At 66.5% G+C, this 13,601-nt stretch carries 12 protein-coding genes; 7 read left to right on the forward strand and 5 right to left on the reverse strand.

Annotation, left to right across the window (positions count from 1 at the left end; genetic code table 11):
- Positions 1 to 53: 53 nt before the first annotated feature.
- From BLU38_RS04225 to BLU38_RS04255, 7 genes are all read left to right on the forward strand, one after another.
- The gene (locus BLU38_RS04225) at positions 54 to 1,133 is read left to right on the forward strand and encodes an ArsR/SmtB family transcription factor (protein ID WP_091520353.1); all 1,080 of its coding nucleotides are present in this window, start codon (positions 54 to 56) and stop codon (positions 1,131 to 1,133) included.
- A 149-nt stretch (positions 1,134 to 1,282) separates the two neighbouring features.
- Positions 1,283 to 2,113: a PHB depolymerase family esterase gene (locus BLU38_RS04230; RefSeq protein ID WP_091520355.1), complete on the forward strand. Its 831-nt coding sequence runs from the start codon at positions 1,283 to 1,285 to the stop codon at positions 2,111 to 2,113.
- Positions 2,114 to 2,115: 2 nt separating this feature from the next.
- Positions 2,116 to 3,276 (forward strand): ABC transporter substrate-binding protein, encoded by a 1,161-nt coding sequence (locus tag BLU38_RS04235; protein WP_091520359.1) that lies wholly within the window; start codon positions 2,116 to 2,118, stop codon positions 3,274 to 3,276.
- A 19-nt stretch (positions 3,277 to 3,295) separates the two neighbouring features.
- A complete protein-coding gene (locus BLU38_RS04240; RefSeq protein ID WP_197679993.1) occupies positions 3,296 to 5,029 on the forward strand; it encodes an ABC transporter permease in 1,734 nt (577 codons plus the stop codon).
- Entirely contained in the window at positions 5,022 to 6,188 is a 1,167-nt protein-coding gene (locus tag BLU38_RS04245) for an ABC transporter ATP-binding protein (RefSeq protein WP_091520362.1), read from the forward strand. The genes BLU38_RS04240 and BLU38_RS04245 overlap by 8 nt, the downstream gene beginning before the upstream one ends.
- Positions 6,185 to 7,426, forward strand: a complete 1,242-nt coding sequence (locus BLU38_RS04250; protein ID WP_091520365.1) for a CaiB/BaiF CoA transferase family protein — start codon at positions 6,185 to 6,187, stop codon at positions 7,424 to 7,426. The genes BLU38_RS04245 and BLU38_RS04250 overlap by 4 nt, the downstream gene beginning before the upstream one ends.
- A 4-nt stretch (positions 7,427 to 7,430) precedes the next feature.
- Positions 7,431 to 8,324, forward strand: coding sequence for an HpcH/HpaI aldolase/citrate lyase family protein (locus BLU38_RS04255; protein ID WP_157683206.1), 894 nt, complete (start codon positions 7,431 to 7,433; stop codon positions 8,322 to 8,324).
- Positions 8,325 to 8,350: 26 nt separating this feature from the next.
- Here the strand turns inward: BLU38_RS04255 and BLU38_RS04260 are convergent, their stop codons facing one another.
- The 5 genes from BLU38_RS04260 to BLU38_RS04280 form a co-directional block, all read right to left on the reverse strand.
- Positions 8,351 to 8,848, reverse strand: coding sequence for a hypothetical protein (locus BLU38_RS04260; RefSeq protein WP_091520372.1), 498 nt, complete (start codon positions 8,846 to 8,848; stop codon positions 8,351 to 8,353).
- A gap of 535 nt (positions 8,849 to 9,383) precedes the next feature.
- Entirely contained in the window at positions 9,384 to 10,091 is a 708-nt protein-coding gene (locus BLU38_RS04265; protein ID WP_091520376.1) for an ABC transporter ATP-binding protein, read from the reverse strand.
- Positions 10,084 to 10,938, reverse strand: coding sequence for an ABC transporter ATP-binding protein (locus BLU38_RS04270; RefSeq protein WP_091520380.1), 855 nt, complete (start codon positions 10,936 to 10,938; stop codon positions 10,084 to 10,086). The genes BLU38_RS04265 and BLU38_RS04270 overlap by 8 nt, the downstream gene beginning before the upstream one ends.
- Positions 10,935 to 12,668 carry an ABC transporter permease subunit gene (locus BLU38_RS04275; RefSeq protein WP_091520384.1) on the reverse strand — a complete coding sequence of 578 codons (1,734 nt, stop codon included), beginning with the start codon at positions 12,666 to 12,668 and terminating at the stop codon, positions 10,935 to 10,937. The genes BLU38_RS04270 and BLU38_RS04275 overlap by 4 nt, the downstream gene beginning before the upstream one ends.
- Positions 12,665 to 13,594, reverse strand: coding sequence for a branched-chain amino acid ABC transporter permease (locus BLU38_RS04280; RefSeq protein WP_091520388.1), 930 nt, complete (start codon positions 13,592 to 13,594; stop codon positions 12,665 to 12,667). The genes BLU38_RS04275 and BLU38_RS04280 overlap by 4 nt, the downstream gene beginning before the upstream one ends.
- Positions 13,595 to 13,601: the final 7 nt, after the last annotated feature.

Consider the following 13,601-nt stretch of genomic DNA (forward strand, 5'->3'; position numbering starts at 1 on the left):
GACGGAGCCGATCCCGCGCGATCAGCCGTCCGGCGGCGCCCTATCATGCAGCAGTGCCGGTCACGGTGATCATCGAAGGCGCCACGGCCGACCGGGTACAGGTGCGGCTGTCGCGACTCAGCGAGCTCGGAGCAGCACTCCATGTGCTGGCAGTGCCCCAGCATCACGGCGCCCACGGCGCCGACTGGGCGGCAGCTGCCCGCGATGCGCTGACTGCGCAGCAACTCCGGGCCGCCGAACACTGGTCACCGCTGTGGAGCGCTTTGCGGGCCCGATTCCTCTTCCCGCTGGACGCCGCCGGCGACCGGTCGTTGGACGACGAACTGGCAGCGATCGCCGAGCTACCGGTCGGCAGCTTCACCTCGATGGTGGTCGAGGCGGTGATCGATCGGGATCGGGCGATGCCCTACTCGCTGGTGATCGAGGATCCTGACGCCGGCCGTCGGTTCGTCGATCATGCAGGCCGATTCTCCCCTCAGCATGCCGAACTCGCCGCCGAGCTGATCTCGGATCCCGAACAGTGCCGGCGCCGCCTGCTGGAGTTCCTCGCCGAGTTCGATCGGCGGGCGTTCGCCGCTGAGTGGCGGCGCACCGTTCCCGCTCTGCACCGTGAGGCGGAGCGGCTGCTGTACGAACTGGCGCGGGACGGACTCGGGGCCATCGGCAGTGTCTCCGACACCGCGACCGAGCTGCCCGAACCACGGCGGATCGTCTTCGACAAGCTGTATGACGGTGTCGGCACGGTCGGCCGACAGCCGCTGTTGATGGTGCCGTCGCTGCAGGTCGGACCGCATATCGTGATCAAACACGCGCCGGCGTCACCGTTGATCATCCAGTACGCCGCCGGCAACCACCGCCTCCCGCCGTACGAGGAGATCAACCGGCGGATCCGCGCCCTCTCCGATCCCGGCCGGATCCGGCTGGCACGCGCCCTGCTCCGCGGCCGCCGGACCACAGTTGATCTTGCCCACTACACCGGGATGTCGGAACCCCAGGTGTCCCGCCACCTCCGTCGGCTCCGGGAGGCCGAGTTGGTCTGTACCAGCAGGGAAGGCGCGCTCGTGTTCTACAGCCTGGACACCGAGGTGATCAGCCGGATCGGCGCGGATCTGCTCAGCACACTGTGGCGCTGACGGCACCTGCGGGCCCCGTGCCCGACGACGGTGAACATTGTCGCGAGTGCGGCAATCTTCTTGCCAGTCCGTTCCTCCTTCTCCAGGGTTGTGCCCAACCTCCGACGTCGAAGGCCGCGTCGGAACGCACCCTGTGAAGGAGTTCTGCGTTGACCGACACCAAGGTCAAGGACACCCGCAACTTCTACCGGACCGGCGCAACCCCGTTGTTCGCCTGTCGGAGTGATCAGCGATTTTCCTACTGCCTCTACGTCCCACACGCCCATCGGGATGCCACCGAGCCACTGCCGCTGGTGGTGATCATGCACGGAACCGGACGGATGGCACCGCAATACCGCGACGCCTTCGCCGATTTCGCCGAGCAGCACGACTGTGTGGTGTTGGCGCCCTTGTTCCCTGCCGGGATCGACGATCCCGATGACCTGCACAACTTCAAGTTCATCGAGTATCACGGCATCCGCTTCGATCTGATCATGCTCGACATGGTCGACGAGGTGAGTGAACGCTACCGGGTCAATGGCAGGCGTTTCCTGTTGCACGGCTTCTCCGGCGGCGGTCAGTTCACCCACCGGATGCTCTATCTGCATCCCGACCGGTTGGCCGCCGCGTCCATCGGTGCGCCCGGTCGGATCACCCGGCTCGATCCGGACACCGCGTGGTGGTTGGGAACCCGTGACCTCGGCGAACGCTTCGGACGCAGTGTCGACACCGCGGCGATCCGCGAGGTTCCGGTCCAGATGATCGTCGGTGATCAGGATGTGGAGACCTGGGAGATCAACAACCCGGGTGATTCCAACTGGATGCCCGGGGTGGAGGCCACCGGTGACACCCGGATCGCCCGGTTGCAGACCCTGCAGCGAGACTTCGAAGCACACGACATCGCCGTCCGCTTCGACCTGGTGCCCGGGATCGCGCACGACGGTCTGGGTGTGTTGCCCACGGTGCAGGAGTTCTTCACCGATGTCCTGAGCCGGAGTTGATCATGACAGCGCCGATGATGTCGCGTCGTGCACTACTCCGCTCCGGAACGGCCGCCGCCGGACTGCTGACCGGCGGCGCGCTGCTCGGCTGCGAGCCGCCCCAGGGAGCCGTCGGTGAGGCTGTCCCGCCGCTTCCCCGTCCGGACTACTACCCCGCCGATTACGACCGGATCGTCGACGGCTCCCGGGGAGAGGGTCGGCTGACCATCTACTCCAACATGGACACCTTCAATTGGAAGCCGATCGTGGACGGCTTCCAGCAGCACTATCCGTGGATCACCGACGTCGCCACCACCAATCTCGGCAGCTCCCAGGTGTTCCAACGACAGCTGGCCGAGGAAGCTGCCGGGCAGCAGAAGGCGGGACTGTTGGTGTCCGGGTCGCCGCAGAACTGGCTGGACCTCACCGCAGCGAAGAAGGTCGCCGACTATCACTCACCCGAGCTTGATCATCTGCCGTCGTTCGCCCGTCCTCGCCCGGGGTTGTACACCTTCTCGGCCGACGTGATGATCATGGTGTACAACAAGCTGTTGCTCGGCCCCGCGGAGCGACCCGACTCGATCTCCGGGCTGATCCGCCTGGTCCGTCGAGAACCCGACCGGTTCCGCCACAAGCTCACCACCTACGCCGCGGGACTCAGCTTCGGGCTGGCCATCCACGACAGTTACTACCGCACCCGTCGACGGCGCGGCGAGGACGGCTGGGCACCGTACGACGCCCTGCTGCCCTACACCCGTGCGGAGGAGTCGTCCGGCCCGATGCTGGACAAACTCGCCTCGGGTGAATACCTGATCGCCTTCTTCCTCTCCTCGACGGTGTTGTTCCCGCAGCGAGCACAGCTCGATCGGGTCGTCACCTGGAAGTTCGCCCGGGACGCCACACCGCTGTTCCAGCGTGGGATGGGGATCCCGGCCAGCTCACCGACGCCCAACAGTGGACGCCTGATGTTGGACTACGTCCTGTCCCGGGAGGGTCAGCAGAACGTCGCCCAGGGCGGGTTCACCCCGTACCGCGACGATGTGCCGGCCAGCGCCGCGCACCCGAGTTTCGCCAGTATCCGGCAGCAGGTCGGGTCCGACGATCTGGTGATGATCGGCTACGACTTCGGCAGCCAACAGGAGCAGGACGACTTCGTCGAGCAATGGGAGCGTCGCCTTGGCTGACACGGCACCCACCCGAGACATGATCAACAACTCATCCGCGCTGCCGGCACCCCGCTACCGCCGACTGTTCGGCAGGACCCGCGGCTGGTGGATCCAGTACGCCACCCTGATCGTCCTGCTGATCTTGGTCCTGGCACCGGTCGTACCGACCGTCCTGCAGTCGTTCGCCAGCCGGCCGCTGTACGAGGCGAAGGCAGCCTTCGATCCGTCGTCCTACTACCGGCTGTTCGCCGACGAGGACTTCGGCACGGTGATCATCAACAGTTTGCTGTTGGCCATCCTGACCACGGTGTTCTCGTTGGTCGCCGGCGTCGTCCTGGCAGTGTTGCTGATCCGAGTGAACATCCCCGGCGGCCGGCTGATGGGCGGCATGGTGCTGTGGCCGATCTACATCTCGCCCCTGGTGCTCGCCTTCGGCTGGATCATCATCTACGGACCGGCCGGCTACCTGACCCGGATCGTCGGTGCGGTGACCGGCGTCGAAGCACCGTGGAATCTGTACTCGATCCCCGGCATGGCGTTGGCCTCGACCGTCGCCTTCACTCCGATCGCCTACCTCTACTGCGCCAACGCCCTGCGGATGGCCGATACGTCCCTGGAGGATGCGGCCCGGACCGTCGGCGCCCGGCCGCTACGGGTGATCTGGTCGGTGATCCTCCCGATGCTGCGGCCGCCGATCATGTACGCGGCGCTGTTGATCTTCACCGCCTCCTTGGAGGAGCTGTCCATCCCGCTGCTGTACGGCGAACCGGTGGACATCGAGCTGTTCGGCAGCTTCCTCTACGACTACGGATTGGACAACGCCAATCCCGACTACGGGGTGCTCGGTGCTGCAGCGGTGTTGTTCCTGGTGATGTTGGCCGTACTGGTTGTGGTCCAGGGACTGGTGCTGCGGAACAGCCGTCGGTTCATCGCAGTGCGCGGCAAGGCCACCCGGATCCGCCCATTCGATCTCGGCCGGTTGCGTTGGGTCGGGCTGCTGATCGCGGTCGGCTACCTGCTGCTGGGGCCGGGGCTGCCGCTGCTCGGGCTGCTGGCCCGGGCGTTCACCCAGGTGCTGACGCCGTTGATCAACCCGTTCCGGGTGCTGACAGCCGCGAACTTCCAGATCATCTTCGGCTACAGCGAATACATCGGCTCGGTCGGTCACAGTCTGTTGGTCGCACTGGTCGGAGGGGTGCTGACGACACTGCTGGCGGCCCTCGCGGTCGTGGTCGCCCGGCGATCGCCGATGCGCCCCCGGCGCGCGGTCGAGTTCGTCAGCCTGGCACCGCAGGCCCTTCCGGGGGTGATGCTCGGGCTCGGACTCTTCTGGACGATCTTGTTCGTCCCCACCCTCCGTCCGTTGCAGGGCACGTTGACTGCGATCACGATCGCCTTCGGGATCGCGGCACTGCCGGCGGCGTTCTCGGCGATCTCGCCGGCAGTGCTCCAGATCGGCGACGAGCTCGACGCGGCGGCCCGGTCGGTCGGCGCCGACTGGTGGCGGACCGTCAGCCGAGTGCTGCTGCGGCTGGTGCTGCCGGCGATGTTGACCTCGTTCGTGCTGGTCTTCGTGACCATGATCAAGGCGTTCTCCGCCGCGGTCTTCCTGGGCGATGCCGACAGTCAGGTGATCGGCACCACCTCGCTGACGCTGTGGGCGAACGGGAACACCGGCTCGGTCGCTGCCCTGTCCTGTCTGCAGATCGCCATCACCGCCGCGGTCGTCGCGGCGGCCGAGAAACTCTTCACAGTGAGGCCTCATGCCTGAGTTGACCGTTCACGAGCTGACCAAGAACTACGGCACGCACGCCGCATTGCAGGAAGTGTCGTTCACCGTGCGGGACGGCTCGTTCTTCACCCTGCTCGGTCCCAGCGGCTGCGGCAAGTCGACGACGCTGGCATCGATCGCCGGCTTGGAGCGGCCCGATCACGGCCGGATCGCAGCCGGGTCGATGACCTTCCTGGATTCCGATCAAGGCGTCTACCTGACCCCGGAGGAGCGCAACCTCGGGATGGTCTTCCAGTCCTACGCGCTGTGGCCGCACATGACGGTGGCCGGCAACCTCGAACTGCCGCTGAAGCTGCGTCGGGTGTCCGGGTCCGAGCGTGCGCGTCGCATCGATCGGACCCTGGAACAGGTCGGGCTCGGCCCGTTCCGTGATCGATATCCGCACCAGCTGTCGGGCGGCCAACAACAGCGGGTGGCCCTGGCCCGTGCCCTGGTCTACTCCCCCGACGTGCTGTTGCTGGACGAGCCGCTGTCCAACCTGGATGCCAAGCTGCGCGAGCAGGCCCGGGGCTGGCTCAAACAGCTGCAGCAGGATGTCGGCATCACCACCATCTACGTCACCCACGACCAGGCCGAGGCACTGACCCTCAGCGATCAGATCGCCGTCATGCGCCGTGGTCGGATGCTGCAGGTGGGCAGTCCGGAAGAGATCTACGAACGACCGACATCGCCGGCCGTCGCCGACTTCGTCGGACGGTGCAACTTCCTGGCCGGCACCATCGACCAGCTGGACGAGCGGCAGGCAACGATCGCCTTGGGCGCCGGCACCGTACGCATCGCCTTGGGTGATCAACGCTCGGACCCGTCGCTGATCCGCGGATCCCGGGTGACGTTGGGAATCCGCGCCGAACGTCTCCGCGTCGTCGACCATGATCACAACGGCGACAACGTGCTGCGGGCCGGGCTGCAGCAACGGCTCTACTCCGGGTCGACCTACGAGTATCGGTTGAGCTATCAGGATCAGACCCTGGTCGCGGAGGACACCTGCGTCGTGGACGGGCCGGAGGTCGGCCTGGTGATCGACCCGGACACCGTCTCGATCTTCCCCGGCGAGCCGGACCGGGAGTTGCTGCACCCGAGCACGCCCGACGCGGCAAGCTCCTCCGACCAGGCCGATCGGGTCGAGGTCGCCGTATGAACCCTCCGGTCGACCCGACCACGACACTCGGACCGGCCCGGGACCGTCCGCTGCACGGGGTCCGCGTCCTCGACCTGTCCCGGCTGGTCGCCGGCAACCAACTGACCCTGTTGCTGGGCGACTTCGGCGCCGACGTGATCAAGGTCGAACAACCAGGCGTCGGCGACTCGCTGCGCCGCTGGCGGACCGACGGACAGGATGCGCACTGGCAGGTCTACGGTCGCAACAAACGCAGCATCACCCTGGACCTCAAGTCCGACGGCGGACGCGACCTGTTGCTCCGGCTGGCCGAGGGTGCGCAACTCGTGGTGGAGAGCTTCCGACCCGGGACCCTGGAACGGCTCGGAATCGACGGACCGACGCTGCGCGATCGCAACCCTGCCCTCGTTCTGGTCCGCATCTCCGGCTGGGGGCAGACCGGCGCGTACGCCGACCGTCCCGGCTTCGGCACTCTGGTGGAAGCGATGTCCGGCCTGGCGGCGATGAACGGTTTTCCCGACCGGGAACCGGTCCTCCCGCCAGGAGCGCTGGCCGACATGATCGCCGGCAGTTACGGAGCCTTCGCCGCGGTGATGGCGATCCGTACGGCGGAGACCACCGGCGAGGGTCAGGACATCGACCTCTCCCTCTTCGAACCGCTGTTCTCCGTGCTGGGCCCGCAGGCGGCGATGTACAAGATCACCGGGCAGCCGCCACAAAGGTCCGGCAGCAGGTCACGGACATCGGCACCACGCAACGTGTACCGCTGCGCAGACGGCCGCTGGTTGGCTCTCTCCGGATCGACCCAACCGATGACCGAGACCCTGTTCCGGGCGATCGGTCGCCCGGAGTTGATCACCGATCCACGCTTCGTCGACAACAGCGCGCGGCTGCAGAACGTGACCGAACTCGACAAGATCCTCGACGACTACTTCGGCGCCCGGGATCTGGCCGACATTGTCGACCTGATGCGAGCCGCAGGCGTTACCGCCGCTCCGGTCAGCGACATCGCCGACCTGGTGGACAGCGAATACGTCACCAGTCGTCAGGTGATCGTCGACGGTCCGGCACCCACCGACGACAGCGACGATCATGATCATGACCGGGACACGGTCCCGATGCACAACGTCGTGCCGCGGCTGACCAGGACACCGGGTGCGATCGCGCGACCGGCGCCACACCTGGGCGAACACAACGACGAGATCCTCGGGCCGTTGCTGTCCGGGACCCACCGGCATGACGCGACGATCGAGGAGTGAACAGATGTCCGAGGAGCTGAACGGCCGCGCCCTGCCGCGCTGGAGGTCGATGCTGTACGTCCCGATGACCCGCCCGGACTTCATCGCCAAAGCGCACACCCGGGACGCCGATGCGATCCAGCTGGATCTGGAGGATTCCGTTGCACCGCAGGAAAAGCAGGCCGCGCGGAACACGCTGCCCGACGCGGTACAACAGATCACCGACAGCCGTCGAGCCGGCCGACCGGACATCGTGGTCCGGATCAACCGACCGTGGCGGCTCGCCGTACGCGACCTGGAAGCCGCCGTTCTCAGCGGCGTGCGGGCCATCGCACTGCCCAAGGTCCCCGATGCCGGCCACGTCCGGGCGGTCAGCGAGATCATCGCCGAGCTCGAGAACGAACGCGGACTGGCACACGGATCCGTCTCGGTGATCGCGATGGTGGAAACCGCGGACGCCGTGTTCGGTGTCCGCGATATCGCCACCGCCGATCCGCGCGTCGTCGCACTCACGCTCGGCGCGGAGGACTTCGCCACCGATGTCGGCATCGAACCCGTCGGTGATCTGCTGATCGGACCCAAGCAATCGATCGTGTTCGCCGCCCGGGCCGCGGGCATCCTGCCGCTCGGTCTGGTCGGCACGCTGGCCGACTGGAAGGATTCCGACGCCTTTGCCGATCTTGTCGCTACCTCACGCCAGCTGGGGTTCGTAGGTGCCAGCGCCATCCATCCCTCGCAGGTCCCGATCATGAACGCGGGCTTCGCCCCCAGCAAGGCCGAGGTCGATCGAGCCCGACGATTGGTCGAGGCCTATCGCGTCGCGCAGGCCGAAGGCGTCGGCGCGATCGACTTCGAGGGCTCGATGGTCGACGAGCCGATCGCCCGACGGGCCGAACTCCTGCTGGCCCAAGCCGGCTGACCCGCGACGGGGAGCAGGCCGGCTGGTCAGTCGTTGACCCAGTTGATCTTGTGGCCGCGGAAGCTGAACGTGTAGTGCAGGTGCTTGGCGTAGTGCTGCTTGCCGACCGCATACCGGCCACCGGCGACCCAGGGGCGTTCGTCGGCAAATCCTTGCCCGGCAACCAGAGTCGGCTCGTGCTGTTGGTGCGCGCCGTACCGGATCCGATCGGACCAGCCGTCGCTCGGCTTCCACTCCTGGTGATCTTGAGTCGGAGCGATGTGGATGGTGATGTCTTCGGCGTAGTGCCCGGCGAAATCGTCCCCGGCGGGAAGACGCCCGGCGTGCTGATGGGTGATCGTGATCTTGAACCCGTCGACGGTGACGGTGTCTCCGAACTGATGAGTCTGCTGCGCGGCCCGCACCTGCTGGGGTGTCCCGGAGGTCGGAGCAGCCGACGCCGTCGGAACGGTGCCGGTCGACGCCACCCCGAACCCGGCGACGGTCAGGGCAGCTACGGTAGCGATCTTGCTGATGCGATTCATCGGTGGACAGGTCCTCTTTCGTCGATCGTGCTGTAGGGCTGTTTGCTGCGATCCCGCCGACGACACCATCCGGCCCCGCCGACGAGCTCGCAGCCCCAACCTGCAACACCGCCGGTCCAGAACCCCACCGATTGATCCGCCCATGACCCAACCATGCCCAGACCTAGACCCCACTGTGAGGAACCGCCGATGGAACGTCGAGACAGCCGCAGGCATCAGGAGAGTTCCTGCTTCCCGGGAGATCCCAGCCCTTCGAGAAGCTCCGGGCCTAGGTCGCAGCAGCGCAGGCTCCGGCCCCGACGACAGCAGGATGCCCGAAGAGTTGAGCGGTCGACCGGCGGGCAACGCAACTCGCCAGCGCAACGTGCCGTTCGGTGTGGCTGAGGGGGCTCTGGGTGGGTCGGGCGTTTGCAACTCAGCCCTGCGAGCCTGCGAGCAGGGGTGAGGCTGCGAGGGCGGGAGCCCCCTCAGCCACACCGAACGGCACCCAATCACCCGGATCGCGCTACGACCGACCGAAGAACTGGACGGAGGGTCAGTCCTCGCCCAAGTAGGCCTTGCGGACCCCTTCGTCGGTCAGCAACGCCTGCCCGGTGTTCTGCAGGGTGATCATGCCGGTCTCCAGCACGTAGCCGTAGTCGGCCAGCGACAGCGCGGCCTGAGCGTTCTGCTCGACCAGCAGAATCGTGACGCCCTCGTTCTGCAACTCGGCGATCGTGGTCATGATCCGCTGCATCATCAACGGGGATAACCCCATCGACGGCTCGTCCAGCATCAGCAGCCGCGGATGGCTGAGCATCGCACGCCCGATCGCCAGCATCTGTTGCTCACCGCCGGAGAAGGTGCCGGCCGGCTGCGAACGCCGATCCTTCAGGATCGGGAACAGGTCGAAGGCCCGCTGCAGGTCCTTGGCGATCCCGCCCTTGTCCTTGCGAGCGAAGGCGCCGAGCCGCAGGTTGTCCTCGACGGTGAGCCGGGGAAAGATCCGCCGCCCCTCGGGTGAGTGGGCCAGGCCGAGGGTGACGATCTGGTGGGCCGGCATCGCGTCGATCCGCTTGCCGTCGAACCAGATCTCCCCCGCTTCGGGCCGGAGCAGCCCGGACACCGTCTTCAGCGTGGTCGTCTTGCCGGCACCGTTGGTGCCGAGCAGGGTGACGATCTGGCCCTCCTCGACGGTGAAGCTGATCCCCTTCACCGCCCGTACCCGACCGTAGGCGACCTGCAGATCCTTCACCTCAAGCATCGGGGCCTTCCTTGTCCTGTTCGGCCGTGTCTTCCTCGGCCTCGGCGCCGGTGCCGATGTAGGCCTCGATCACCCGCGGGTCGGACTGCACCTGCTCCGGAGTGCCGAGCACCAGCGGCCGCCCCTGGACCAGGCAGAGCACCCGGTCGCACAGGTTGAAGATGAAGCGCATGTCGTGCTCGATGGTGATCACCGCCAGGCCCTGATCCCTGATCTTGAAGATCAACCGCTCGGCCTGCCGGGTCTCCTGGGGGTTCATCCCGGCGGTCGGCTCGTCCAGCAACAGCAACTTCGGGTCGGTGGCCAGCGCCCGCGCGATCTCCAGCCGCCGCTGATCCCCGTACGGCAGGTTGCGGGCCAGGTTGTCCGAGACCTTGCTCAATCCGACGAAATCCAGCAGTTCCTCGGCCCGTTCCCGGGTCTGGCGTTCTTCGCGGCGGAACTTCGGCCCGCGCAGGATCGAGGTCAGCGGACCGCTGGACGTGCGGCAGTAGCGGCCGACCATGACGTTCTCCAGAGCGGTCATGTTGGCGAACAACCGGATGTTCTGGAAGGTCCGCGCGACACCGGCCTGGACGACCTTGCGCGGCTTCGGCGGCAGGATCGCACCGTTGAACATCACCTGGCCGGAGGTCGGCCGGTACAACCCGGTGAGACAGTTGAAGAAGGTCGTCTTGCCCGCTCCGTTGGGGCCGATCAGTCCCATGATCTCGCCGGGGTGGACGTCGAAGTCCACCGAGTCGACGGCCACCAGACCGCCGAACCGCATGGTCACCTGGCTGGCCTGCAGCAGCGGCGTGCCGCTGGTGTCCGGCGGATCCGATCGGGTCGTCGTGGTCTCGGTCATCGGGTCACCTCCTCGGTCCCGGCGGGAACGCCCTCGGCCTCACCGGCGTCATGACGCTCTTCCTCGATCCGCTCCGCCAGTTGTTCGTCCTCGTCGTGGAACTCCAACTGCCGGCGCTCACTGGCGATCAGGCCCTCCGGCCGGAACCGCATCATGACCACCAACAGCAGGCCGAAGATCATCAGCCGGTATTCGTTCACGAAGCGCAGCTTCTCCGGCATCATCCGCAGCAGGGTGGCGCCGATCAGCACGCCGAGCACGGTGCCCATGCCGCCGAGCACGACGGCGGCCAGCAGGAACGCCGATTCCAGGAAGATGTACTGGTCCGGGGTCACCGAGATGTCGTGGTGGGCCTTGATCGACCCTGCCACCCCGGCCAGGAAGGCACCGCTGGCGAAGGCGAACAGCTTCAGACCGAAGACGTTCACGCCCATCGCCTCGGCGGCCTTCTCGTCCTCCCGGATCGCGACCCAGCCGCGGCCGATCCGGGAGTTGTTCAACCGGCTGAAGATCAGGATGACGACGGCAACCAGGACCAACAGCACGAAGTAGTAGTTGCTGTACATCCCCAACTGGAAGCCGAGGATGGTGTGCTCTTCGCTGAAGTCGAAGCCGAAGAGATTCAATCCGGGGACGCCCGGGATGCCGTTCGAGCCGTGCGTCAGGTCGGGTCCGTCGGTGCCGTCCAGATTGATCATGGCGACCCGGAAGATCTCACCGAAGGCCAGCGTGATGATCGCCAGGTAGTCACCGGACACCCGCAGGGTCGGCGAGCCGATGATCAGGCCGAGAGTGGCCGAGACACAGCCGCTGATCAGCATCGTGACGATGAACGGCGGATGCCAGCCGATGGTGGCGAAGGCCGACTCCGACAACATGGCGGCAACGAACGCACCGGCACCGAGGAACGCGATGTAGCCGAGGTCCAGCAGGCCGGCCAGGCCGACCACGATGTTCAGCCCCATCGCGGTCGCGGCGAAGATCAACACCTGGGTGGCGATCGACATGTTGGCCTGCGAGCCACCCTGGGTGAACGGGAACAGGAAGGCCACGATGAACGCCGACAGGATCAGCACCCGCCGATGCTTGGACGAGACCGAGGTCAGCCAGCCCATCGCACCGGTGCGGAGCAGCACGACGACGACCGTCCCGGCGTAGATGCCGAAGGTGACGAAGGTGCCCGGATCGCTCTGGTCCAAGGCGTAGTAGGCGGTGAACAGCACCACCAGCATGATCAGCGCGATCGCCAGGATGCCCAGCCAGGCCGGCGTCTTCGCGGTGTTCAGATCGGGATCCAGCTCGGTGATCATGAAGCGGGTGGCGACGAAGGCCAGCAACGCCAGCACGGTGGCGATCCAGCCGCCGTACATCACGTTGATGGTGCCGCCGAGCTCGAACGAGATCGCAGCGACGATCACCACCATCGCGATCAGCGCACCGGTGGCCAGCGCCTTCGCACCGCGGATCCAGCCGATCCGGAAGCGTCCGATCCCCTGGCTGAATCGGATCGAGCAGACCATCAGCGCCGTCAGGCCGAGGCCGAAGCCGAGGATCACGAACTGCAGGAACGACGGCCCGCCGAGATAGCTGACGTCGTCCAACGCGTCGCCGCTGTAGGCCCACGGCAGATAGGCCGAGCCGGCCAGCAGCACGCCGGCAACGATCGCCACGATCCGCGCGACCGGCTCGTACTTGCGTTGCAGGGCAACGGGAACTCCGGGGATGATCATGCGCGGTCCACCACCCGAGCTCCGAGCAGACCTTGTGGTCGGAACACCAGGATCAGGATCAACACCACGAACGCCCAGACGTCCTTCCACGCCGAGCCGCTCGGCATCACCGCGGTCGCCAACGACTCCAACAGTCCGATCACCAGGCCGCCGACCAGGGCACCCCAGATGTTCCCGATGCCACCGAGCACGGCCGCGGAGAAGGCCTTCAGACCGGCCAGGAAGCCCATCCGGAAGTTGATGTTGGTGTCCTTGAGTCCCTGCGCGACACCGGCGACGGCTGCCAGTGCAGCGCCGACGGCGAAGGCGATCATGATGATCCGGTCGACGTTGATGCCCATCAGCCGTGCGGTGTCGGGATCCTGCGACGTCGCCTGCATGGCCCGCCCCAGGTTGCTCTTGTTGATGAAGAAGTACAAGAACACCGTGCAGATGATCAGCGCCAGCAGGGTGAAGATCGACGGCCGGTCCAACTGCAGGCCGCCGAATCTGATCACCTCGCCGGTGACGCCCTGGATCCGCGGGAATGCGACGTTGGCCTTCGCGTCGGGGAAACCGGGGATCCGGTTGTAGAACAACCGGACGAACTCCTGCAGGAACACCGAGACACCGATCGCGGTGATCAACGGCGCCAGTCGTGGGGCGTTCCGCAACGGTCGGTAGGCAGCCCGTTCCATCAGGAGCGCGACGGCAACCGAGGCGATGATGCCGCCGATCAGCATCAGCGGCAGCATCCAGAACGACAACACGCCACCGGGGACGAGCAGCCACACGGTCACGGCACCGAAGGCGCCGACCATGAAGATCTCGCCATGGGCGAAGTTGATCAACTGGATGATCCCGTAGACAACGGTGTAGCCGACCGCGATCAGCGCGTACAACGCGCCGAGCGACAGTCCGTCGATCAAGGCTTGCAGGACGAGCACTCGGACT

Origin of the sequence: Microlunatus soli (assembly GCF_900105385.1) — a bacterium.
In the GTDB taxonomy this organism is placed as follows: domain Bacteria; phylum Actinomycetota; class Actinomycetes; order Propionibacteriales; family Propionibacteriaceae; genus Microlunatus; species Microlunatus soli.

What these genes read in the sequence shown, in the direction of transcription:
- BLU38_RS04250 (WP_091520365.1), top strand. Translation starts at nt 6,185, where the DNA reads ATGAACCCTCCGGTCGACCCGACCACGACACTCGGACCGGCCCGGGAC.
- BLU38_RS04235 (WP_091520359.1), top strand. Translation starts at nt 2,116, where the DNA reads ATGACAGCGCCGATGATGTCGCGTCGTGCACTACTCCGCTCCGGAACG.
- BLU38_RS04275 (WP_091520384.1), bottom strand. Translation starts at nt 12,668, where the DNA reads ATGATCATCCCCGGAGTTCCCGTTGCCCTGCAACGCAAGTACGAGCCG.
- BLU38_RS04240 (WP_197679993.1), top strand. Translation starts at nt 3,296, where the DNA reads ATGATCAACAACTCATCCGCGCTGCCGGCACCCCGCTACCGCCGACTG.
- BLU38_RS04260 (WP_091520372.1), bottom strand. Translation starts at nt 8,848, where the DNA reads ATGAATCGCATCAGCAAGATCGCTACCGTAGCTGCCCTGACCGTCGCC.
- BLU38_RS04255 (WP_157683206.1), top strand. Translation starts at nt 7,431, where the DNA reads ATGTCCGAGGAGCTGAACGGCCGCGCCCTGCCGCGCTGGAGGTCGATG.
- BLU38_RS04245 (WP_091520362.1), top strand. Translation starts at nt 5,022, where the DNA reads ATGCCTGAGTTGACCGTTCACGAGCTGACCAAGAACTACGGCACGCAC.
- BLU38_RS04265 (WP_091520376.1), bottom strand. Translation starts at nt 10,091, where the DNA reads ATGCTTGAGGTGAAGGATCTGCAGGTCGCCTACGGTCGGGTACGGGCG.
- BLU38_RS04270 (WP_091520380.1), bottom strand. Translation starts at nt 10,938, where the DNA reads ATGACCGAGACCACGACGACCCGATCGGATCCGCCGGACACCAGCGGC.